Below are 21,523 nucleotides of genomic sequence, written 5' to 3' on the forward strand. Positions count from 1 at the left end.
GCGCGCCGGATCGGCAAATGGATTTGCGCCAGCTTCCGGGCTCAGCGTCCGCAGTAAACGCCGGGCACTCCTCATGCTTGCGATATCCCTGCTGCGGCGAGCAGCCGTCGCGGAAAAATGCTATAACAAGGGCGACGCCGCTCGTGGGCGGCCCCGCCCTCGAAATCGGTTGCGCATGACAGACGCTCCCCACCCCCTCGCCTCCGGCGATCATATCTTTCTCGTCGATGGCTCGAACTTCATCTTTCGCGCCTATTTCCAGTCGATCCGCCAGGACCAGAAATATAATTACCGCGCCGACCGGCTGCCCACCGGCGCCGTGCGGCTGTTCTGCGCCAAGCTGCTGCAATTCGTCCGCGACGGCGCCGCCGGCGTCAAGCCGAGCCATCTCGCGATCATTTTCGACAAGAGCGAAAATTCCTTCCGGAAAGAAATCTACCCCGAATACAAGGCCAATCGCTCCGACCCGCCCGACGATCTCGTGCCGCAATTCCCGCTGTTTCGCGAGGCGGTGCGCGCCTTCGGGCTGGAGCCGGTCGAGCAGGACGTCTACGAGGCCGACGACCTGATCGCCACTTACGCCCGGCAGGCGGCGCGCGCCGGCGCCGACGTCACCATCATTTCCGCCGACAAGGATCTGATGCAGCTCGTCCAGCCGGGAATCTCGATGTACGATCCCGCTTCCGGCGAGCGCGAGGAGCGGCGCATCGGCCGCGAGGAAGTCATCGCCTATTTCGGCGCGCCGCCGGAAAAAGTCGTCGATATTCAGGCTCTGGCCGGCGATTCCACCGATAATGTCCCCGGCGCGCCGGGCATTGGCGTCAAGACCGCAGCGCAATTGATCGGCGAATATGGCGATCTCGACACGCTGCTCGCCCGCGCTGGCGAGATCAAGCAGAACAAGCGCCGCGAAACCCTGTGCGATCCCGCCGTGGTCGCCAAGGTGCTGTTGTCGAAAAAACTGGTGCAACTGGTCGATGACGTGAAGGTCGTTACGCCGCTCGACGATCTGCGCCTGCGCGAGCCGGACGGCAAGACGCTGGTGGCTTTTCTGAAGGCGATGGAATTCACCACCCTGACCCGCCGCGTCGCGGAAATATTCGAGGTTGACGCCGCCGAGGTCGAACCCGATTCGGCGCTCAAAGGCCCCAATGGCTGGCGCGGACGCAATGGCGAAGTTTTGGCGCGGGACGAACCGGAGGCGGCGCCCCTCGCGCCCGATGCGCCGACCGACACGCTCACGCCTGCCGAACTGGCGAAACAGCGCAACGACGCCGCGCCGAAAACGCCGGTAGACCGCAGCCAATATGTCTGCATCGATCGTATGGAGAAACTGGCCGCCTGGATCGCGGATGCGTTCGACTCTGGCTTCGTCTGTTTCGACACCGAGACCGACTCGCTCGATCCGATGCAGGCCAATCTGATCGGCCTGTCGCTGGCGCTCGCGCCCAATCGCGCCGGCTATATTCCGTTCGGCCACAAGGCGCCCGGCGCGGACGACCTGTTTGGCGGCGGCGAATTGTCGCCGGGCCAGCTTCCGCTGCGTCCGGTCCTTGAGGCGCTCAAGCCGCTGCTCACCGCGCCCTCGGTGATCAAGGTTGCGCAAAACGTCAAATATGACTGGCTGGTGCTCGCCCAGCACGGCGTCGAGGTCGGGCCGGTCGAGGACACCATGCTCGCCTCCTATACGCTCGACGCCGGGCGCAACGGCCATGGCATGGACGAGCTGTCTTTAAAAGTGCTCGAACACCGGCCGATTCCCTTCAGCGAGGTCGCCGGCCAGGGCAAGAGTTTTATTGGCTTCGCGCGCGTCGCGGTGGACAAGGCGGTCGAATATTCCGCCGAGGACGCCGATGTCACGCTGCGGCTCTGGAATTGTTTGCAGCCGCGCCTTGTCGCCGAGAGCATGTGTACGGTTTACGAGACGCTGGAGCGCCCGCTGGCCGTGGTTCTGGCGCGCATGGAACGGCGCGGCATTTGCGTCGACCGGGCGCTGCTGTCGCGGCTGTCGGGCGAATTTGCTCAGGATATGGCGCGGCTGGAGGCGGAAGTGCAGGCGCTGGCCGGCGAAAGTTTCAATCTCGGCTCGCCGAAGCAATTGGGCGATATATTGTTCGGCAAGTTCGGCCTGCCCGGCGGCAAGAAGACCGCGACCGGCGCCTGGTCCACTTCGGCCAGCGTTCTCGACGAGTTGGCGGAAGGCGGCAATGAACTGGCGGCGCGGATTCTCGATTGGCGGCAGGTGCAGAAATTGCGCTCGACCTATGCAGAGGCGCTGCCGCGCTTCATCAACCCGGCGACGGGGCGGGTTCACACCTCCTATTCGATGGCCGCGACCTCGACCGGGCGGCTGTCGTCTTCCGAGCCCAATCTGCAAAACATCCCTGTGCGCAACGAAGCCGGGCGCAAATTGCGCCGCGCCTTTGTCGCCGCGCCCGGCAAGAAGCTGATTTCCGCCGATTATTCGCAGATCGAATTGCGGCTGCTGGCCCATATCGCCGACATTCCCCAACTCAAACAGGCCTTTGCCGAGGGCAAGGACATTCACGCCATCACCGCTTCGGAAATCTTTGGCGTGCCGGTGGAGGGGATGCCGGGCGATGTGCGCCGCCGCGCCAAGGCGATCAATTTCGGCATCGTCTATGGCATTTCGGCCTTCGGCCTCGCCAACCAGCTCGGCATTTCGCGCGAGGAGGCGGGGGCCTATATCAAACTCTATTTCGAGCGTTTTCCCGGCATCCGCGCCTATATGGACGCGACCAAGAAGCTATGCCGCGAACAGGGCTTCGTCACCACCCTGTTCGGCCGCAAATGCCATTATCCGAAGATCGGCTCCAGCAACCCATCGGAACGCGCCTTCAACGAGCGCGCGGCGATCAATGCGCCGATCCAGGGAGCCGCCGCCGACATCATCCGCCGCGCCATGATCCGCATGGACGACGCGCTCGCCGCCGCGCATTTGAGCGCGCAAATGCTGTTGCAGGTCCATGACGAACTGGTGTTCGAGGCGCCGGAGGCGGAGATCGCGGACACGCTGGTTTGCGTGCGAAAAGTGATGGAGCAGGCGGCGCTTCCGGCGGTCAGTTTGAGCGTTCCGCTGCTGGTCGAGGCGCGGGCGGCGGACAATTGGGACGAGGCGCATTAAAAAACCCCGCTTGCGGCGGGGTTTTTGGGGTTTTTCAACCCCGTCTTTGCGGTGACGCCCCCTCCCGAGGAAGGATCGTCCAGATCGTCAGTCGTTGCGCTGACCCGTAAGCTGCAACAGCGACATGAAGATGTTGATGAAGTCGAGGTAGAGCATCAAGGCGCCATTGATCGACTTCTTCAGCGCGGTCTCGGAATGATCCGACTCGAGATACATCTCCTTGATCTGCTGGGTGTCCCAGGCGGTCAGGCCGGCGAAGATCAGCACACTCAGGATCGACAGGCCGAACTGTAACGCCGAACTTTGCATGAACAGGTTGACGACGCTGGCGATGATGATGCCGAACAGGCCCATGATCAGGAACGAACCCATCGCCGCGAGACTGCGCTTGGTCGTGTAGCCATAGAGGCTCAACGCGCCAAACGTCGCCGAGGTGATGAAGAACGCGCGCGCCACCGAGGTTCCGGTATAGACCAGCAGGACGGACGACAGCGACAGACCCATCACCGCCGCGAAGGCATAGAACAGGGTGCGAGCGGTGGACGCCGCCATGCTGTTGATCTTGAACGAGAAGAACAGCACGAAGGCGAGCGGCGCGAACATGATCAGCCAGCGCAGCGGGCTGAGATAGATCGCGGCGCCGAACTCGGTCAGATAGGTGTGCGAACCAAGCTGATGCTGGGTCGGCAGGCCGGAAACGGCCAGCATGTTGACTCCGAGCGCGAACAGGCCGGTGAGGGCCAGACCGATCGTCATATGGTTATAGACGCCGAGCATGAACGCGCGCAGACCTTGATCTACATCGGCGCCCGTCCGGGTATAGCCCCGGCTCCAGGGAGCGGCGTTGCGGTCAAAGTTGGACATAGGTGCCTCGTGTAAAATACCGTCGGCGAAACCGCCCCGGAATATCCGAGCCGTCGCCGCAGAGCCGAATATGACGACGAAGCCGCCAAAACACAAGCCGGTCCTCGGCCTGAACAGGCCTCCGGCGGATTACATTTTCGTTATCCTTTCAAAGTTCTCATCCCGAAGCTCACGCCTCGCGCAGCCAGCGCGCCGGCTTTTCGCCCAGAATCCGCCAGGTTCCGGCGAGGCCGATGAGAATCGCGAAAACCACCGCCGCCAGCGCCAGACCCGCCGCCTGAAGCGGCGCGAACTGGTAGGCCATGTCGAGCGCGCGGGTCGAGACGAGGTAAGCGATGGTCTCGCCCGCCAGCAGGCCGAAAGCGGCGGTCGCCGCGCCGAGCAGCGCGAATTCGAGCGCCAGCGCCGCGAGCAGGCGGGGCCGCGTCGCCCCCAGCACTTTCAGCACGACCGCCTCATAGATGCGCGCCCGCTGGCCCGCCGCCAGCGCGCCGGCCAACACCAGGGCCGAGACGATGAAGGCCAGCGACGCGGCGCTGCGGATGGCCAGCGACAATTTGCCCAGGAGATCGTCGAGCGTCGCCAGCGTCTCGCGCATCGAAACGCCGGCCACCGCCGGGAATCGCCGCGCCGATTCGGCCAGCAGCGCCGCCTCGCGCGAAATGTCGGGCTTTTGCGCGAAGGTCAGTGTCATCAGTCGGGTGAAGGGCGCGCCGGCGAAGGCGTCGGGCGAAAAAACCATCACGAAATTTATGCCGAAATTGCGCCAGTTGACCTTGCGCAGATTGGCGATTTTGGCGGTGAGGCCGCGCCCGAGCACATTGACCGAAATCGTGTCGCCGACCTTGAGCCCCAACCCTTGCGCCACCTCCGCCTCCATCGAGACGAGCGGCGGCCCGGCATGATCCTCCGGCCACCATTCGCCCGCAAGCAACTGCGAGCCGGCAGGAATTTTCGCCGCAAAGGTAATGCCCCGGTCGCCTTCGAGCGCCCAGCGCGCCTTGTCGGTCGGCTTGACCTGTTCCGAAGCCACGCCATTGACCCGGACGATTCTGCCGCGCAGCATCGGCGCGACGCTTAAGGCGCCCTCGGGCGCCTCGGCGCGCAAGAACGCTTGAAACGCCTCGGCCTGCGCGCTTTGCACGTCGAGAAAGAAAAAACTCGGCGAGTCTTTTGGCAGCGACACGCCGATTTCGCCGCGCAGATTGCGTTCGACGCCGACCAGCGCCGTCAACAGGGTAAGGCCAAGGCCGAGCGAGATCAGGAAGGAAGGCGTCAGAGCGCCGGGACGGTGCAGATTGGCGACCGCCAGCCGCAACGGCAGCAGACGCGAATGCGGCGCGCGGCGCGCCAAAAACATGATTCCCCGCGCCACCCCATAGAGCAAAGCGAAACTGACGATCACCGCCGAACCGAATTGCGCCGTCAGCCGGCGGTCGTCGCCGATCAGCAAGGCGAAGGCGAACAGCGCGCAGGCCGAAAGTCCGGCGACGATGCGGCCTCGCCATTGCGGCGCGCCGGCTTCCTGCATCGCCGATTCGCGCAACAGCGTTGTCGCCGGCATCAGGCGCGCGCGGTCGAGCGGCGCGGCGGCGAAGGCGAAAGCCGTCAAAAGCCCGAAAACCAGCCCGGACAGCCCGTCGCGCGGATGGACATGCGGCTCGACCTGAAACGGCAGCGCGCCGCCCATGAGCGCGACCAGCAGATGCGGCAGGGCCAGCCCGAGCAGGACGCCGACAAGCGAGGAGAAGACGGCGACCAGCATGGCCTGAATCAGCACGAAACGCGCGGCGTCCGCGCCGCTCGCGCCGAGCGCCTTCAGAATCGCCAGCGTCTTTCTTTTCCTGTCGATCAGGCCGCGAATGGCGTTGCCGACGCCGACGCCGCCGCAAACCAGCGCGGTCAGGCCGATAAGCGTCAGAAATTGCGCGAAACGCTCGATATTGCGCGACAGCTGCGGCGACGGATTGCCCCGGTCGCGGACCTCGAAACCGCTATCGGGAAAGGCGGCGGCAAAATCGCGCTGAACGGCGGCGACATCGGCGTCGGAGGATTTTTCGCCCGGCAGCTTGAGGCGCAGCGAGGTTCGGGCGAGCGATCCCGGCAGGATCAGCCCGGTTGCGGCGAGCCCCGCCTCGCTCATCGTCACGCGCGGCCCGAAACCGGCGCCGCCGAACGAATCCGGTTCTTGTTCCAGCCAGCCCTTGAGAATGAATTGCGCGGCGCCGATCGCCAGCCGGTCGCCGGGTTCGACCCCGAGCCGCGTCGCCACGGCGCGGTCGGCGACAAGGCCGAAAGCGCCGTCCTTTTCGCCCAGAACAGCGACAAGGTTCCGCCCCCCGGCCACATCGGGCTCGATGCGCGCGGCGCCGACCAGCGGCCAGCCGGCGTCGATGGCCTTGATCTCGACCAAACTCGCCTGCTGCGCGCCGTCCTTGCGCGCCATGGCGCGCAGCGTGACGATTTTGCTCAAAGTCCCGCGCGCTTGGAGAAAGGCCAGTTCCCCGGCGCCGGGCGGCCCTTGCGCGCGGCTGAAGGACACATCGCCGCCGATCAGAACGGCGCCCTGTTGCGCGAGCCCATCGCGCAACGCCCGCGAGGTCGCGGCGACGCCGACCAGCGCGGTCACGCCGAGCACAAGACAGGCGATGAAGACGCCGTAGAAACGCAAGCCGCCGCGCAGATCGCGCAGGGCGAAGCGGAAAACCGCCCAGGAAGCCGCCCCGCCGCGCGAAGGCGTTTCGAGCCGGGGCGCCTTGACGCCGGTCCATTCAAGCTGGGACATGCGCGAGCCCCGTCACCGCCGCCCGATCGGAGTCGATGGCGCCATTACGCAAGCGCACGATCCGCCCGCAGCGCCCGGCCAGCGTCTCGTCATGGGTGACGAGGACCAGCGTGGCGCCGGTGGCGCGATGGAGGGCGAAGATCAACTCGACGATTTCCGCTCCGACCGCCTGGTCGAGATTGCCGGTCGGCTCGTCGGCGACGAGAATTGAGGGTCTTGGCGCCAGCGCCCGCGCCAGCGCGACGCGCTGCTGCTCGCCGCCCGACATTTGCGCCGGGTAGTGGCGCAAGCGCCCCTCAAGCCCCACCTGTTTCAGAGCTTCCCGCGCGCGCGAAAAGGCGTCGGGGGCGCCGGCCAGTTCAAGCGGAATGGCGACGTTTTCGAGCGCAGTCAAAGTCTGGATCAGATGAAAAGCCTGAAACACCACGCCGATATGGGCGCCGCGAAACCGCGCCAGTTCGTCCTCGGAAAAATCCTCCAGCCTGCGCCCATCGACGCGCACCGAGCCGGAATCCGGCGCCTCCAGTCCGGCCATGGTCATCAGCAGCGTCGATTTGCCCGAACCCGACGGGCCGAGCAAGGCGACCGTCTCGCCCCTGGCGATGTCGAGGGAGATATTTTTCAGAATATGCGCCTTGGCCTCGCCGCTTCCCAAAGTCAGATTGACATTTTCAACTTTTATGGCCGGATCGGGCATGAAGGGACTTTCAGACGATGGTGGCGATGAATTTGATACGCGAAAGGCGGGCGAGAAGCGCATATGGGCGCCAAAGCCCCGTTCGTCCAACTTTTTTGCGTCCAACTTTTTTGCTCGCCCTCGCGCTGCTGCTCGGGATCGCGGCGCCGGCCCCTGCGCGTCCGTTGCGCCTCGTCGCGCTCGGCGACAGCCTGACCGCCGGCTATTTGCTGCCCGCCGACGCCGCCTTTCCGGCGCAATTGCAGCGGGCCTTGCAGGCCAGGGGTTTTGACGTCGAGATCGCCAACGCCGGGGTTTCCGGCGACACGTCGAGCGGCGCGCTGGAGCGGCTCGACTGGGCTTTGGGCGGCGAATGCGACGGCGTCCTCGTCGAAATCGGCGCCAATGACATGCTGCGCGGAACCGACCCCGCGCTGACGCGGCAAAACATCGAGGCCATTCTGGCGCGGCTGCGGAGCCGCAACATCCCGGCGTTTCTGGCGGGAATGCGCGCCGCGCCCAATCTCGGGCCGGAATATGCGGCCAAATTCGACGCGATCTATCCCGATCTGGCGAAAAAATACGACGCGGCCTTTTATCCGTTCTTCCTCGACGGCGTCGCCGGGCGCCCCGAGCGCCAATTGCCCGACGGCATGCACCCGAATCGCGAAGGCGTGGCGATCATCGTCGCCGGCATCCTGCCCGAGGTGACGGCCTGGCTCGAACGCGTTCAGAAAAAATGAGGAAAGTAGAAGGTGCCCCGCCTGTTCACCGCCTTGGAGATCCCGCCGGAAATAGCGGCGCGGCTGGCGTTTTTTCGCGGGGGCCTGAGCGGCGCGCGCTGGATCGAGCCGGAGGACTACCATGTCACGCTGCGGTTTTTCGGCGACATCGACGGGCGCACCGCGCAGGCGCTCGACGACGATCTGTTCGCTGCCAACGACCTGCCTTCAGGCGCGACGACGCTTCGTCTCGACCTTGTTGAAATCGGCGTGTTCGGCGGCCAGCAGCCGCGCGCGCTGATCGCTCGGATCAAGCCCTGCGCGGCCCTGTCGCGGCTCCACGCGACGCATGAGGCCATCGCCCGGCGCAACGGGCTGGCGCCGGAAACCCGCAAATTCACGCCCCATGTCACGCTGGCGCGGCTGCGCGGCGTCGAACCTCAGATGGTCGGATACTGGCTGTCGAACCGGGCCTTTCCGCTGGCGCTGTCGTTCGACGCGCCGCGATTCGCGCTTTATTCGGCGCGCGATTCGGTCGGCGGCGGGCCTTATCATATCGAGGCGGTCTATCCGTTTGCGTGACGCGTTTACGTCGACCTGGATCAACTTCCATTATTAAAATGGTGTGCAAGTATTCGCCCGCACACCAAATTTACTTTATTTCATTGCGTCGCCTGCATCGCAGCTGTATTGGCTGTGCCGCCGACACATTCGTCCGAACAACTAATATTGATTTCTGCGATTGAGCCAGCGCCAGGGAACACTTCTTCAATCATCGAGGAGTCGAAGTCGAAAGGGGTCTTTTCCTCGCATGTCTTTTCCGAAGCACACATGGTTATCTCCTCATGGTTTGCTGCCCTGCAAAGCCTTGCCTGGTCTTGTCAGAATGTCGAAACAGCCGTTACTTTTTAGTCTTGCACGGCAGTAGTATATCAGGTCCTCTTTCAGGCTACGCCGCCGTGCAGCGCATACGGCTGCAAAACGGCTTCCAGAAAGCGCGTCGCCTTCTGAAAGATTTGCGAAGCACTTCGTACAGAGTCTCACCGCCCAGCAATCTCGGCAGCGCGTCTGGACAAAGTCTCCGAATTCCCTAAGCATCGATCTTATCCTGTCTGTGTCCCATCCCGATTCCACGGAACCGATCGGGCGACGTTGATTGCCGTGCTCACACATATGGTATCGTCCGTCTGGAGCCACCATGCAGCGCGCCCCCGGTGCGCATTGACCCGCAGAAGTGGTAATCCGGGTCGCAGGCCCCATCGATCGGTTGTGAACACGGGCCACAGCGCCTTCGATACAGGCGCGCGCCAATCCAGTCGGAAGCTTTCCCTCTGTAATCGCTTCGAAATAGTCGTCGCGCAGAGGTTGCATGTCGATACGCTCCTCGTCCGACGGAACGCCGAGCGCTTCCATCACATGGGACGACCCGCTGTTGAGAACGCCGATCTTCGGGACCTTTTCTCCAAAAATCTCCCGGTTCTCAATGAGAAACTGTTCGATCGCCTGGATGTCGCAAGGTGGAGCAAGCGTAATCGAGAAATTTACATTTCTATCGAAATAGTCTGGGCGTTGCTCACGAAAACGCTTCACGCTTTGCCACACGGCATTAAATGTAGGCCTGCCTTTAACGGTTTGTCTGTATCGATCGTGAATCGACTGAGGCCCATCGAGGCTCACGAACAACTGAAAGTCATTGTCTGCAAGAAAGTTGATCTTCGAATCGTCAAATAATGATCCGTTTGTTGTCATGGTGAAGGTCAATTTTGTGCAGGTTGTTTGGCGGCGTCGGGCTTCGAGGACGACGCCTTGAATCAATTCGTAGGCAAGCATCGGTTCGCCGCCGTAGAATCCAATTTGATATTGCGCTCGCGGGAATGAGAGGTACCAATCTATCGCTTTGGATGCGATGTGCGGCGACATATTGATGTTTCCATGAGCGCGCTCGTCAGAATATGCGCCGGAATACGCGCAATATTTGCAACGAAAGTTGCAGGCTTCGGTGATTCCAAGAACTAGAACCGTCGGTCCTTGTTGCTCGAGTGAATCCACCATGCTGTCGATCATGGTATTGGGCAGGATTTCAATCTGGTGTCCGTGCGGAGGAAGCAGTCCTAGATGCCTCGCCAGCGAGAGCGTCTCGTCTGAAGCATCCTCTGCGGAGAATCTTGCGCACAACTCGGCGTTCACCCGACAAATCCGGTTCGTCCAAGCCGAGTAGAGAAAGGACTGACCGCCGACCGAGAATGAAAGAACCTGCATCAGCAGATTTCTCCAAGTCGTTTTGACGAGTTTGGTTGACCCGCCAGCCCAGAGCCTTTTTCGATCCGACGAAATCTGATCGCCGCTCTCGTTTTTAGTTTTTCTACGTTTTATTCGCTAACGCGGATTTGAATTCAACCGGACCGGATTCTACTTCGCTTGAAAACGCTCTGAACGTCGAATTTGGAACATCGAACTTGCAGGAGAACATATTGCTCGCATCGGCCATCATCGGCAATGCGGTTTTTCGACGCATGGCAGCGCCGATCGCCCGACGAACGAAAGTTTTTTTGGCGCGATTCCGAACTTGCCTGGTGCGTTCGGGGCCGTCCGCAATCCGCCGTTTCCCATCATCGACCCGGAACCGCCCAAACTTCCCTTTCGTTCGGACCCGCGTCACTCCGCTGGAGCCAGACCCGGCCCTTCGACGTCTTCCGGGCCTAGCCAGTGGCGCAGGAAGGCCGAGGTCCAGCGCGCCACCGCGCCGTCATGCTGGAACCAGCCTTCGAGATGGCGCTGCCGCGCCTGCGCGCCCGGATCGTTCATCCGCTCCAGCGACGTCACCGTCCATTTGCACATCATGGCGTAAGTCACGTCGGGATGGAATTGCAGGCCAAAGGCCTTGTCGCCGACCCGTATCGCCTGCGCCTCGAAATCCTCGCCCTCGGCGAGCAGTTGCGCCCCATTGGGACGGTCGAAACCCTCGCGGTGCCATTGATAGACGCGGGTGGGAAACGGGTGTTCGCACAGGTCGTGGCCGGCCTTCGTCGGGTGGATCGGGTAGTAGCCGACTTCGACGCGTCCTTCGGGATGGCCGGCGACCTTGTGGCCAAGATGGCGGGCGAGCAATTGCGCGCCGAGGCAGATGCCGAGAAACGGCTTGTTCTCGCGCAGCGGCGCGCCGATCCAGTCGATCTCGCGCCGGAGCCAGTCGGCCTCGTCGTTGACGCTCATCGCGCCGCCGAAAAACACCGCGCCGGAATGGCCGCTCATGTTCTTGGGCAGCGGCTCGCCGAGACAGGGACGGCGCAGGTCGAGCGGCGCGCCCAATTCGCCCAGCAGGCGGCCGATGCGGCCCGGAGTCGAATCCTCGCCATGCAGCACGATCAGCACGGGTTTGCGGCGCGGCGGGAAAGTATCGGAGGCAAAACCCATGCTCAGCCCCCATTCCCGGCCCGGCGGCGCAGTTGCAGCGCGCCGACCGCCGCCAGGGTCAAAGGCTTGGGCGCCAGCGGCGACGTCCAGGCGAAAAGTTTCATCAGCAGGCCGGGGATGACCACGCGCTTGCGGGCCATCATGCCGTCATAGGCGGCGCGCGCGACCACGGGCGACGGGAGGGCGCCAAGCTTCGTCCAGTTCATATGGGCGGAAAAACCCGCCCGTTGCTGGAACCCGGTCGGGACCATGCCCGGACAAAGCGCGGTGACGCTCACGCCCAGAGGCGCCCATTCGGTCGAAAGCGCCTCGCTGAACGACAGCACATAGGCCTTGGTGGCGTAATAGACCGCCATGCCCGGACCGGGCATGAAGGCGGCGATGGAGGCCACATTGAGCAGCCGGCCCTTGGCGCGGGCCAGCGGCGCGGCGAAGCGCAGGCTGATTTCGGTCAGCACACGGATATTGAGATCGATCATGCCGAGCTGTTCGCTCAAACTCCCTGCGGCGGCGGGGCCGAGCGCGCCATAGCCGGCGTTGTTGACGACAATATCGGGCGCTGCATTTTGCGCCTCCAGAAAGCCGGCCAGCGCATCGACGGCGCCGGGCGCGGTCAGATCGAGGTCCAGAACCAGCGGGCGGGGGTTTTTCTGGCCGGGCAGCGCCGCGAGTTCATCGGCCAGAGCGTCGAGCGCGGCGCGGTTGCGCGCGACCAGCGCCAGATCGTGGCCCTGGGCTGCGGCGATCCGCGCCAGTTCGGCGCCGATGCCCCCGGAGGCGCCGGTGATCAGCGCGAGGGTCCGCGCAGCGCCGCCGGCAAGGCTCATGGCCGCGCCTTTCCGTTCTCGGCGTCGCCGGCTTCCGACTCCGCGGCTTCCGTTTCCCAGGGCTCGGGCGCCTGCGGGTCGCGGCCGCTTTCGGCGCGGATTTTCTGGCGCAGGGCGATGCGGTCGCGCGCCGGCACGCCGAGCAGTTCCGACACCCGCCAGACGATGTTTTCCTCGAATTCCTGCAACTCGCCGTCGGCATAGGCGATGGTCCACATCATTTCGATCAGGCGCCGGCGCTCCGGCAGCGACATGGCGTGAACCAGCGCCGAGGTGAACTGATAGAGGTCGACGGCCTCGCGGTCGCTTTTCTGCCCGGCGTCCAGCAATTCGCGCGCCGCCTCGGCGTCGAGGTCATATCTTTGCTGAAGCAGCAGCAGTAGCGACCGGCGCTCCGGCGCGCTGAAAAATCCGTCGATTTCGGCGACATGGACCAGCAGGGCGGCGGAGGCGACGCGCAACTCGTCGGCCTCGAAATCCCGCTGGGCGGGATCGGGTCCGGTCACTTCCTCGATAAAACGCCGCAACTTGTCAAACATGCGGGGTCCAGCCCTTCGCGCGATCGCAACAGAATGAATCATGCGCCTGAATGAAGCATTAACCATGCCGGAAAGGGAGCGACAAGACGCGATTTTGAAGGGTTTCGCGCGCAAAAACGCAAAGTTTGATCCGGGCGCGCGCCGCCTCCAGGCACGCGGAGCGCCGAATGCGTCGAAAATCCGCGATTTGGCGCGTCAAGGCTTGACGCGGGGCGAATTATTTCCTCCTGCTTCGGACCAAAGATCGGGACGGGCGAAGAGGGCTCAAGCTTGGGACAGATTGCCGACGAATATGAGCGCCGACGGCGCGCCTTCTCCTGGTCGATCCCGCGCCAATATAATATCGGGGTCGATTGCTGCGACCGCTGGGCGCTCGCCGATCCCGACCGCACGGCGATCGTCGAGATCGGCGAGGACGACCGCGCCCGCGCGGAAAGTTTTGGCGCCCTGCGGGCGCAGTCCAACCGCATCGCCAACGCCTTACGCCGGCGCGGCATCGGGCGCGGCGATTGCGTCGCGCTGTTGCTGCCGCAGTCGCGCCATGTCGCCGCCGCCCATATCGCCATCTACAAGTTGGGCGCGGTGGCCCTGCCGCTCGCGAGCCTGTTCGGCGTCGACGCGCTGACCTATCGGCTGGGCGACTCCCTGGCCAAGGCGCTGATCTGCGACGCCTCGGGCCTGACGAAAATCCGCGAGATCGAGCCGCAAAACCTGGCGGCGTTGCAGACCATCTTCTGCCTCGACGGCGCGCAGGCCGGATCGGAGGATTTTTTCGCTGCCGTGGAGGGGGAATCGACGGATTTCACGCCGGTTGAAACGCTTTCCGACGACCCGGCTTTGATGATCTACACCTCCGGCACCACTGGCCCCGCCAAGGGCGCGCTGCATGGCCATCGCGTGCTGCTCGGCCATCTGCCCGGCGTGCGGATGCCGCATGACGATTTTCCGCAACCCGGCGACCTGATGTGGACGCCCGCCGACTGGGCCTGGGCCGGCGGCCTGCTCAATGTGCTGCTGCCGTCGCTGCATTTCGGCGTCGCGGTGGTGGCGCGGCCATTCCGCAAATTCGATCCGGAGGCGGCTTTCGCCCTGATCGCGGCGCAGGGCGTGCGCAACGTCTACATCCCGCCGACCGCCTTGCGCATGATGCGGGCGGTGCAGGCGCCGCGCCAAAAATTCGATTTTTCGCTGCGCAGCGTCAACACCGGCGGCGAATCCCTCGGCGCCGAGACCTTTCACTGGGGCCGCGCCGAACTCGGCCTGACCATCAACGAATCCTTTGGCCAGACCGAATGCAATCTCGTGCTGGCCTCGAGCGCGCTGCTTGGCGTCAACCGGCCCGGCGCGATCGGCAAGCCCGTTCCCGGCCATGAGGTCGCGGTGATCCGTCCCGACGGCACAATCTGCGACGACGAGGAGACCGGCGAGATCGCGGTGCGGCGGCCCGACCCGGTGATGTTTCTGTCCTATTGGCGCCGGCCGGAGGCGACGGCGCAGAAATTTTTGGGTGACTGGCTGCTGACCGGCGATCGCGCGCGGCGCGACGCCGACGGCTATGTGTTCTTCCAGGGGCGCGACGACGACGTGATTTCCTCGGCGGGCTATCGCATCGGTCCGACCGAGATCGAGGACGTGCTGCTGCGCCATCCGGCGGTCGCCAATGCGGCGGCGGTCGGCAAGCCCGACGCCCTGCGCGGCGAGATCGTCAAAGCCTTCATCGTGCTCAAGCCGGGGTTTTCGCCCTCGCCGGAACTGGCGAAGGAGATCCAGCGGCAGGTCAAGACCAGGCTGTCGGCGCACGAAAATCCGCGCGAGATCGAATTTGTCGCCGAAATGCCGTTGACGACGAGCGGCAAGATCATCCGGCGGTTGCTGCGCGAGAAGGCGTGATCGGGATTTTGCAAAACGGGCCGCCGGTTTTCAGGTCTAGAGTCGATGGCGATTCGGTTGAATCGCAATCGACTCTGGATTCCTTTGTTTTCGCAATGTTTTTGCGAAAAACCGGCGTCCACTTTTCGCACATTGCTCTCGCCAGCTTACTCGTCTTCGCCGAAACGGCTGCCGATCAGGGCGACGATGGCGTCGATCGCCTCTTGCGCCTGCGGACCGCTGGCGGCGACGCTGATGGTCGAGCCGATCCCGGCGCCAAGCGTCAATATGCCCATGATCGACTCGCCGCCGACGGTCTCGCCGCCGCGCGAAACCGTGACGTCGGCGTCGAATTGTTCGACGCAATGAACCAGCTTGGCGGTGGCGCGGGCGTGCAGTCCCTTGCGGTTGACGATCTCGATCTCGCGCAGGACGGAGCCCTCGGGGGCGAGGGCGTTGGGCGTGCGATCGTTAGGCTCGACAGGTTCCGGTTCGCTCATTTCCCACACAAAATCTTGCTGGCGACGTAAATATATTTGCGTCCCGCCTCGGCGGCCTGGGTCACCGCCTGTTCGAGGCTGGCCACGTCGCGCACCGAAGCGAGTTTGATCAACATGGGCAGATTGACGCCGGCGACAACCTCGACGTTGGCGCCATCCATCACGGATATCGCAAGATTGGACGGCGTGCCGCCGAACATGTCGGTCAGGACCACGACGCCTCCGCCGGAATCGACGGCTTCGACGCCGGCGATGATATCCTTGCGGCGGCTCTCCATATCGTCTTCGGGACCAATGGTAATGGTCGCCAATTGCGACTGAGGCCCGCAAACATGTTCCAGCGCCGCGCGAAACTCGGTCGCCAGATGGCCATGCGTTACAAGCACTATGCCAATCATTGACACATACCGTCCTGTCCTCGTTCGAACCGGAAATTTCCGCGCCGCCGTTCGAAGCGAGCCAAAAATCCTGCCGGCCGGAGCCCTCGCGGCCTGCCGCCCAAAACCGGCGACAAACGGGCCACGAAACCGCCGAATTTCAGACGGGCCATTTTGGTGGTTGCCACCGTCTTGGCAAGCAAAATGAAACGTAGCCGTCATTTTGGCGCAACTATGTGCAAAAATGCCATAATAGCCGCTACCGATCTTTCGGTCTCGCGCGCCGGCAGCCGCAGCCTCGCGACTTCCTGCAAGCCATGGAAATCAATACGCATTTGCTCCGTTTCGGGCATGCGGGGGCAATCGGCCTGCTGTTCGCGCGATTCGAGATCGACAATCAGCGCCAGCACCGCGCGGGCTTCGAAATCCTGTTCGATCAGACCGATGCCGCGCCATTCCGCGAGGCCCGACAGCGTTTTGTGGGGGCTCAGCAGCGCCCGCCCGTTGACGATCCGAACATGGACCCGATCGTCGCCGACGAGGCAGGCGAAATCGCCGCGCCGGTCCCAGGCTTCGACCAGAGCCAGCGCCAGACTGGACTTGCCGCCGCCCGACGCGCCGCGAATCATCACGCCGCTTTCGCCGAGAACCACGGCGCTGGCGTGGACCGCGAAGGGCGTTGGCGCGATCTTGTCCGCCATCTCGAACCTCATTCCGACGCGCAGGGGAGGAAGACGACGAAACGCGCGCCGAGGGTCTCGCCTTCCGCGTCCTTGCGGTTTTCGGCATGAATGGCGCCGCCGTGGGCCTCGACGATCTGGCGCGAGATCGACAGGCCGAGGCCGGAATTCTGGCCAAAGCTCTGATTGGGGCGGTCGGTGTAGAACCGTTCGAAAATCCGCTCCAGCGCATGGTCGGGAATGCCCGGCCCGTCATCGTCCACGACAATCTCGAAACCGTCGCGGGCGGCCTGCCCGTCCAGCGCCCCGCCGCGCGACCGTCGCAGGCGGACGCGCACTTCGCCGCCCGGTTCGGAAAAGCTGCGGGCGTTGTCGACGAGGTTGTTGATCACCTGGCTGAGCCGTGAATCATGGCCGAACACCAGCCAGTCCGAGCCTGAGCCATCGCGCTCGATCGACAGCGCGACTTTCACCTTGCCTTCGCTCTCGACCTGGTTGGCGACTTCGACCAGGGCGCGCAGCAGCCGGGCGAGATCGACCGCCTCCATGTCGCCGCGCGCCAGTTCCGCGTCGAGGCGGGAGGCGTCGGAAATATCGGAGATCAGCCGGTCCAGCCGGCGCACGTCGTGCTGGATCACCTCGAGCAGGCGCCCGCGCGAGGAATCGGTCCTGGCGATCGGCAGCGTTTCGACGGCGCTGCGCAGCGAGGTGAGGGGATTCTTGAGTTCATGGGCGACATCGGCGGCGAACCGCTCGGTCGCCTCCATCCGGCTGAACAGAGCGCGGGTCATGTCGCGCAGGGCGCCCGACAAATGGCCGATCTCGTCCTTGCGATAGGTGAAATCGGGAATTTCCTGCCGCGACTTGACGCCGCGCCGCACCCGGTCCGCCGCCTCGGCCAGTTTGCGCATGGGCTCGGCGATGGTCCCCGCGAGGGCGGCGGAGAGCAGGAACATGATCGCCGCCGAGACGAGGAAGATCCGGAAGATCAGCCGGCGCTCCCCGGCGATGATGCTGTCGATGTCATGGCCCTGGGTGGAAAGCAGCAGCGCGCCGCGCACGGTGCGAAAACGCTGAATCGGCGAGGCGACGGAAATGACGGTTTCGCCGCGCGCAGTGACGCGGACAAAACTCTGCTTCGCGCCGTCGAGGGCTTTGGCCACTTCGGGATAAGTGCGGCCATTGGCCACGCCGATGTCCTCGTAAAGCGGCGCTTGCTCGGTGTTGAAGCGGCCCTGGACGAGATTGCGCAGCCAGTCCAGCCAGCGCGGCCCCTCCGTCTGACCCGGCGGCGGCAGGTCGTTGCGCAGGATGTTCGAGCGCGCGGCGATCGAGCGCGAATCGAGCAGCATGTAGCCGTCGCGGTCATAGATGCGGGCGCGGGTGCGGGTGGGCGAGACCAGCCGGCGAAGCAGCGGTCCGACGCGATCGGGATTGATCGAGAATTCGAGATCCGGCGCCGATTCCTCCGCCACGCCGTAGGATTGGCCGGGCGCGAGTTTCAGCAGTTTTTCGGGATCGATGGTGATGGCGTCGCTGTCTACCGTCGCCGAGGCGGCGACGGCGGCGGCGATAATTTCGCTCTGGGTCTGGAGGCTCTGAATGCGGGCGTCGATCAGCCCCTCGCGGAACTGGTTGAGATAGAGAAAACCGATCAGCAGGGCGAACAGGCCGCCGAGATTGAGCAGAATGATCCGCCGCGTCAGCGGCGAAGCGAAACGCAGCACGGCGCCCCGCCAGAAGGCGCGCAAGGCCACGGCCCGTCGCTTGCCGCGCGGGGTGGCCGGCAATGCGCCAAAAACCCGCCATGGCCAGCGCGGAAAGAAGCCCCCCAGCCCGCCGCGTCTTTCACGCTCACGGCTTTCGGCCGGTTTCGCGCCGACGCCCCTGTCCAATTCCTCTCCTCCGAAATTGAGTTAAGGATCATGCTTCCTTGAAGCGATAGCCGACGCCGTAAAGCGTTTCGATCATTTCGAAATCGTCGTCGACCAGCTTGAACTTCTTGCGCAATCTCTTGATATGGCTGTCGATGGTGCGGTCGTCGACATAGACCTGGTCGTCATAGGCCGCGTCCATCAGGGCGTTGCGGCTTTTGACCACGCCGGGCCGCGTCGCCAGCGCCTGAAGGATCAGGAATTCCGTGACCGTCAGGATCACCGGTTCGTTCTTCCAGGTGCAGGCGTGCCGCTCCGGGTCCATCTTGAGATGGCCGCGCTCCAGGATTTTTGCTTCCGATTCCTTCTGCGTCGCGCCCTCCCGGGGGGCGGATCGTCGCAAGATCGCCTTGACGCGCTCGACCAGCAGGCGTTGCGAGAAAGGTTTGCGGATGAAATCGTCGGCGCCCATCTTCAGGCCGAACAATTCATCGATCTCCTCGTCCTTGGAGGTGAGGAAGATCACCGGCAGATCGGATTTCTGGCGTAACCGGCGCAACAGCTCCATGCCGTCCATGCGCGGCATCTTGATGTCGAAGATCGCCATGTCCGGCGGATTGTTCTTCAATCCGTCGAGCGCGGCCATGCCGTCGGTATAGGTCTGGACGCGATAGCCTTCCCCCTCCAGCGCGATGGACACGGAGGTGAGAATGTTGCGATCGTCGTCGACGAGGGCGATGGTCGGCATGGCAAACCTCTTTTTTCGCGGGCCGGCGTCGTCAAGGGACGCCGGCGCAGCCATCATATAATGGACTTCTTGCGGAATTCACGCCGTTTCCGGTGAATGAGCCATGAACGAAGCCGATGATCCGCCCGTGACGACCGACGCGCCGTCCGGTGGGAACGCGTTCGACGGCCTCACCTTGGCCGGACGATCGCCGTGCGCGCATGGCGCGCCGGCGAAAACGACCGTTTTTGCGATCACATACTATTTTAGGGGGCTTCAGGGGTTGCAAGCCTCGATTTCAACGCGTAAACGGGCAAAGAACTATAATTTTCAACGTGCGTACAGGGTTGTCACGCATCGCATTAGGGAGAAAATCATGGCTCAGTCGGGCAAATTCAATACGGCCTTCCCGGTCGAAACATTTGGTTTCAAGAATCTCAATAATGTTTACTACAACCTGAGCGCTCCGAAGCTTTACGAAGAGTCTTTGCGCCGCAACGAGTCTGTGCTGGCCGCCGGCGGCGCCCTGGTCGCCGAAACGGGCGCCCATACCGGCCGCTCCGCCAAGGACAAATTCGTCGTCCGTGACGAAACCACCGAAAACAACGTTTGGTGGGACAATAACGGGGCCATCACCTCCGCCAATTTCGATGCTCTTTACGAAGATTTTCTCAAACATGCCGAAGGCAAGGACCTGTTCGTGCAGGACCTGTTCGGCGGCGCCGATCTGACCCACCGCGTCAAGGCGCGCATCGTCACCGAATATGCCTGGCACTCGCTGTTCATCCAGAACCTGCTGATCGAGCCTTCCGCCGAAGACCTGCTGACCCATGTCGCCGACCTGACCATCGTCGATCTGCCCTCGTTCCGCGCCGATCCCAAGCGCCATGGCGGTCGCAGCGAAACCATCATCGCGGTCAATTTCGCGAAGAAGATCGTGCTGATCGGCGGCACCTCCTATGCCGGCGAGATCAAGAAGTCGGTCTTCACCTATCTCAACTACATCCTGCCGCCGGCCGGCGTGATGCCGATGCATTGTTCGGCCAATATCGGACCGGACGGAGATACGGCGGTTTTCTTCGGCCTGTCGGGCACCGGCAAGACCACGCTTTCGGCCGATAGTTCGCGCACCCTGATCGGCGACGACGAACATGGCTGGTCGAAGGACGGCGTCTTCAATTTCGAAGGCGGCTGCTACGCCAAGGCGATCAAGCTGTCGCGCGAGGCGGAGCCGGAGATTTTCGCCACCACCGAGCGTTTCGGCACGGTGATGGAAAACGTCGTGCTCGACCCGGAAAGCCGGGTTCCCGATTTCGACGACAACGCCAAGACCGAAAACACCCGCGTCGCCTACCCGCTCTCGTTCATTCCCAACGCCTCGACGACCGGACGTGGCGGCCATCCCAAGAACATCGTGCTGTTGACCTGCGACGCGTTCGGCGTGCTGCCGCCGATCGCCAAGCTCGACGCTTCGCAAGCCATGTATCACTTCCTCTCCGGCTATACCGCCAAGGTGGCCGGCACGGAAAAGGGCGTGACCGAGCCGTCGGCCACATTCTCGACCTGTTTCGGCGCGCCCTTCATGCCGCGTCATCCGTCGGAATATGGCAACCTTTTGCGCGATTTGATCGCCCGGCACCATGTCGATTGCTGGCTGGTCAATACCGGCTGGACCGGCGGCAAATTCGGCGCGGGGCGTCGCATGCCGATCCGCGTCACCCGCCGCCTGCTCTCCGCGGCGCTGGACGGCTCGCTCAACAAGGCGGATTTCCGCACCGATCCCTATTTCGGCCTCGCCGTTCCGACCTCGGTGCCGGGCGTCGAACCGCATATCCTCAACCCGGTCAAGACCTGGGCCTCGCCGGCCGAATTCGCCGAGACGGCCAAGAAGCTGGTCAAATTGTTCCGCGACAATTTCGTCACCTTCGACCCCTATGTCGACGCCAAGGTCAAGGAAGCCGCCCCGGCGGTGCAAATCGCCGCCGAATAAGCTTCTGTTTTTGATGGAATAATCGACCCCGCCTGGCCTCAGGCGGGGTGTTCTTTATGGCTCGTTTACGGTTTGCGGAATTATCTTTACCTTCTATTCATTCTTGTGAACGGTTGTTAATAATTTAGGCGAATAAGGGTCGCAAAAGGCTTGCTGCGGTCTTAATCCAGCCATTAACGACTCCGAAACAATGCGCTGTTGTTATCGCTTCAAATGCGACGGAAAACAGTGAGAGTCTAAATGCGTATCGGTTCGTCCAAAGAAATGAACGGCGAGACTTTGTCGCCGCTCGGAAAAATCAGCGCCGTCTCCGATTGGCGCGGCGCCGGCGAGAACGTCGATGGCCATGTCGCCCGGCTGAAGGCGCTGCATCAATTGATGCGCGCCGCCGAGGATTGCGACGCCGACGCGCTGCTGGACGTGAATTACAGTGAGGAATTTCTTGCCAGATCGGAAAATCCCGCCGCCGGCAATCTGAAGCGCGTCTGCGCCACCGCCGTCGCGGTCAAGCTGAAATCGGCGTGAGCTTTGAGA

19 protein-coding genes are annotated in these 21,523 nt (G+C 63.4%); 6 read left to right on the plus strand and 13 right to left on the minus strand.

Annotated features, from left to right (window positions below; translation table 11 throughout):
- Window positions 1-175: 175 nt before the first annotated feature.
- A complete protein-coding gene (gene polA / locus QZY01_RS04990) occupies window positions 176-3,145 on the plus strand; it encodes a DNA polymerase I (RefSeq protein ID WP_294534136.1) in 2,970 nt (989 codons plus the stop codon).
- Window positions 3,146-3,232: 87 nt separating this feature from the next.
- On the opposite strand, the gene QZY01_RS04995 is transcribed toward polA, so the two are convergent.
- From QZY01_RS04995 to QZY01_RS05005, 3 genes are all read right to left on the minus strand, one after another.
- Window positions 3,233-4,009 (minus strand): Bax inhibitor-1/YccA family protein, encoded by a 777-nt coding sequence (locus QZY01_RS04995; protein ID WP_294534139.1) that lies wholly within the window; start codon window positions 4,007-4,009, stop codon window positions 3,233-3,235.
- 169 nt (window positions 4,010-4,178) lie between these two features.
- On the minus strand, window positions 4,179-6,794 hold the full coding sequence (locus QZY01_RS05000; RefSeq protein ID WP_294534141.1) for an FtsX-like permease family protein: 2,616 nt from the start codon (window positions 6,792-6,794) through the stop codon (window positions 4,179-4,181).
- Entirely contained in the window at window positions 6,781-7,491 is a 711-nt protein-coding gene (locus tag QZY01_RS05005) for an ABC transporter ATP-binding protein (RefSeq protein ID WP_294534144.1), read from the minus strand. Before QZY01_RS05005 ends, QZY01_RS05000 begins: the two co-directional genes overlap by 14 nt.
- A gap of 95 nt (window positions 7,492-7,586) precedes the next feature.
- Here QZY01_RS05005 and QZY01_RS05010 point away from each other — a divergent pair, with 95 nt between their 5' ends.
- Together QZY01_RS05010 and thpR are read left to right on the plus strand one after the other, a co-directional pair.
- The gene (locus QZY01_RS05010; protein ID WP_294534146.1) at window positions 7,587-8,213 is read left to right on the plus strand and encodes an arylesterase; all 627 of its coding nucleotides are present in this window, start codon (window positions 7,587-7,589) and stop codon (window positions 8,211-8,213) included.
- Window positions 8,214-8,225: 12 nt separating this feature from the next.
- A complete protein-coding gene (gene thpR, locus QZY01_RS05015) occupies window positions 8,226-8,774 on the plus strand; it encodes an RNA 2',3'-cyclic phosphodiesterase (protein WP_294534149.1) in 549 nt (182 codons plus the stop codon).
- A gap of 80 nt (window positions 8,775-8,854) precedes the next feature.
- On the opposite strand, the gene QZY01_RS05020 is transcribed toward thpR, so the two are convergent.
- The 5 genes from QZY01_RS05020 to QZY01_RS05040 all read right to left on the minus strand — a co-directional run bounded on the left by QZY01_RS05020 (window position 8,855) and on the right by QZY01_RS05040 (window position 12,972).
- On the minus strand, window positions 8,855-9,025 hold the full coding sequence (locus QZY01_RS05020) for a hypothetical protein (RefSeq protein WP_294534152.1): 171 nt from the start codon (window positions 9,023-9,025) through the stop codon (window positions 8,855-8,857).
- 10 nt (window positions 9,026-9,035) lie between these two features.
- Window positions 9,036-10,451 (minus strand): radical SAM protein, encoded by a 1,416-nt coding sequence (locus QZY01_RS05025; RefSeq protein ID WP_294534154.1) that lies wholly within the window; start codon window positions 10,449-10,451, stop codon window positions 9,036-9,038.
- 396 nt (window positions 10,452-10,847) lie between these two features.
- Window positions 10,848-11,606, minus strand: coding sequence for a glutamine amidotransferase (locus tag QZY01_RS05030; RefSeq protein WP_294534157.1), 759 nt, complete (start codon window positions 11,604-11,606; stop codon window positions 10,848-10,850).
- Window positions 11,607-11,608: 2 nt separating this feature from the next.
- On the minus strand, window positions 11,609-12,433 hold the full coding sequence (locus QZY01_RS05035; RefSeq protein ID WP_294534160.1) for an SDR family NAD(P)-dependent oxidoreductase: 825 nt from the start codon (window positions 12,431-12,433) through the stop codon (window positions 11,609-11,611).
- Window positions 12,430-12,972: a TerB family tellurite resistance protein gene (locus QZY01_RS05040; RefSeq protein WP_294534163.1), complete on the minus strand. Its 543-nt coding sequence runs from the start codon at window positions 12,970-12,972 to the stop codon at window positions 12,430-12,432. Before QZY01_RS05040 ends, QZY01_RS05035 begins: the two co-directional genes overlap by 4 nt.
- Before the next feature lie 270 nt (window positions 12,973-13,242).
- On the opposite strand from QZY01_RS05040, the gene QZY01_RS05045 reads away from it, so the two are divergent.
- Window positions 13,243-14,862 carry an AMP-binding protein gene (locus QZY01_RS05045; protein WP_294534166.1) on the plus strand — a complete coding sequence of 540 codons (1,620 nt, stop codon included), beginning with the start codon at window positions 13,243-13,245 and terminating at the stop codon, window positions 14,860-14,862.
- A gap of 146 nt (window positions 14,863-15,008) precedes the next feature.
- Here the strand turns inward: QZY01_RS05045 and QZY01_RS05050 are convergent, their stop codons facing one another.
- From QZY01_RS05050 to QZY01_RS05070, 5 genes are all read right to left on the minus strand, one after another.
- Complete coding sequence (locus QZY01_RS05050) at window positions 15,009-15,341, minus strand: HPr family phosphocarrier protein (RefSeq protein WP_294534169.1); 333 nt, start codon at window positions 15,339-15,341, stop codon at window positions 15,009-15,011.
- On the minus strand, window positions 15,338-15,739 hold the full coding sequence (locus QZY01_RS05055; RefSeq protein WP_294534172.1) for a PTS sugar transporter subunit IIA: 402 nt from the start codon (window positions 15,737-15,739) through the stop codon (window positions 15,338-15,340). Before QZY01_RS05055 ends, QZY01_RS05050 begins: the two co-directional genes overlap by 4 nt.
- Window positions 15,740-15,936: 197 nt before the next feature.
- Window positions 15,937-16,419: a hypothetical protein gene (locus QZY01_RS05060; protein ID WP_294534174.1), complete on the minus strand. Its 483-nt coding sequence runs from the start codon at window positions 16,417-16,419 to the stop codon at window positions 15,937-15,939.
- Between the two features lie 8 nt (window positions 16,420-16,427).
- The gene (locus QZY01_RS05065; RefSeq protein ID WP_294534176.1) at window positions 16,428-18,293 is read right to left on the minus strand and encodes a sensor histidine kinase; all 1,866 of its coding nucleotides are present in this window, start codon (window positions 18,291-18,293) and stop codon (window positions 16,428-16,430) included.
- Between the two features lie 28 nt (window positions 18,294-18,321).
- Entirely contained in the window at window positions 18,322-19,020 is a 699-nt protein-coding gene (locus tag QZY01_RS05070) for a response regulator transcription factor (protein WP_294534179.1), read from the minus strand.
- Between the two features lie 355 nt (window positions 19,021-19,375).
- Here QZY01_RS05070 and QZY01_RS05075 point away from each other — a divergent pair, with 355 nt between their 5' ends.
- Together QZY01_RS05075 and QZY01_RS05080 are read left to right on the plus strand one after the other, a co-directional pair.
- Entirely contained in the window at window positions 19,376-20,989 is a 1,614-nt protein-coding gene (locus tag QZY01_RS05075) for a phosphoenolpyruvate carboxykinase (protein WP_294534181.1), read from the plus strand.
- 240 nt (window positions 20,990-21,229) lie between these two features.
- On the plus strand, window positions 21,230-21,514 hold the full coding sequence (locus QZY01_RS05080; protein WP_294534182.1) for a hypothetical protein: 285 nt from the start codon (window positions 21,230-21,232) through the stop codon (window positions 21,512-21,514).
- The last annotated feature ends 9 nt before the right edge of the window (window positions 21,515-21,523 follow it).

The organism is uncultured Rhodoblastus sp., from assembly GCF_903903185.1.
Lineage (GTDB): Bacteria > Pseudomonadota > Alphaproteobacteria > Rhizobiales > Beijerinckiaceae > Rhodoblastus.

What these genes read in the sequence shown, in the direction of transcription:
- polA (WP_294534136.1), top strand. Translation starts at nt 176, where the DNA reads ATGACAGACGCTCCCCACCCCCTCGCCTCCGGCGATCATATCTTTCTC.
- QZY01_RS05080 (WP_294534182.1), top strand. Translation starts at nt 21,230, where the DNA reads ATGCGTATCGGTTCGTCCAAAGAAATGAACGGCGAGACTTTGTCGCCG.
- QZY01_RS05005 (WP_294534144.1), bottom strand. Translation starts at nt 7,491, where the DNA reads ATGCCCGATCCGGCCATAAAAGTTGAAAATGTCAATCTGACTTTGGGA.
- QZY01_RS05000 (WP_294534141.1), bottom strand. Translation starts at nt 6,794, where the DNA reads ATGTCCCAGCTTGAATGGACCGGCGTCAAGGCGCCCCGGCTCGAAACG.
- QZY01_RS05020 (WP_294534152.1), bottom strand. Translation starts at nt 9,025, where the DNA reads ATGTGTGCTTCGGAAAAGACATGCGAGGAAAAGACCCCTTTCGACTTC.
- QZY01_RS04995 (WP_294534139.1), bottom strand. Translation starts at nt 4,009, where the DNA reads ATGTCCAACTTTGACCGCAACGCCGCTCCCTGGAGCCGGGGCTATACC.
- QZY01_RS05060 (WP_294534174.1), bottom strand. Translation starts at nt 16,419, where the DNA reads ATGGCGGACAAGATCGCGCCAACGCCCTTCGCGGTCCACGCCAGCGCC.
- QZY01_RS05050 (WP_294534169.1), bottom strand. Translation starts at nt 15,341, where the DNA reads ATGAGCGAACCGGAACCTGTCGAGCCTAACGATCGCACGCCCAACGCC.
- QZY01_RS05040 (WP_294534163.1), bottom strand. Translation starts at nt 12,972, where the DNA reads ATGTTTGACAAGTTGCGGCGTTTTATCGAGGAAGTGACCGGACCCGAT.
- QZY01_RS05025 (WP_294534154.1), bottom strand. Translation starts at nt 10,451, where the DNA reads ATGCAGGTTCTTTCATTCTCGGTCGGCGGTCAGTCCTTTCTCTACTCG.
- QZY01_RS05035 (WP_294534160.1), bottom strand. Translation starts at nt 12,433, where the DNA reads ATGAGCCTTGCCGGCGGCGCTGCGCGGACCCTCGCGCTGATCACCGGC.
- QZY01_RS05070 (WP_294534179.1), bottom strand. Translation starts at nt 19,020, where the DNA reads ATGCCGACCATCGCCCTCGTCGACGACGATCGCAACATTCTCACCTCC.
- QZY01_RS05075 (WP_294534181.1), top strand. Translation starts at nt 19,376, where the DNA reads ATGGCTCAGTCGGGCAAATTCAATACGGCCTTCCCGGTCGAAACATTT.
- QZY01_RS05030 (WP_294534157.1), bottom strand. Translation starts at nt 11,606, where the DNA reads ATGGGTTTTGCCTCCGATACTTTCCCGCCGCGCCGCAAACCCGTGCTG.
- QZY01_RS05055 (WP_294534172.1), bottom strand. Translation starts at nt 15,739, where the DNA reads ATGATTGGCATAGTGCTTGTAACGCATGGCCATCTGGCGACCGAGTTT.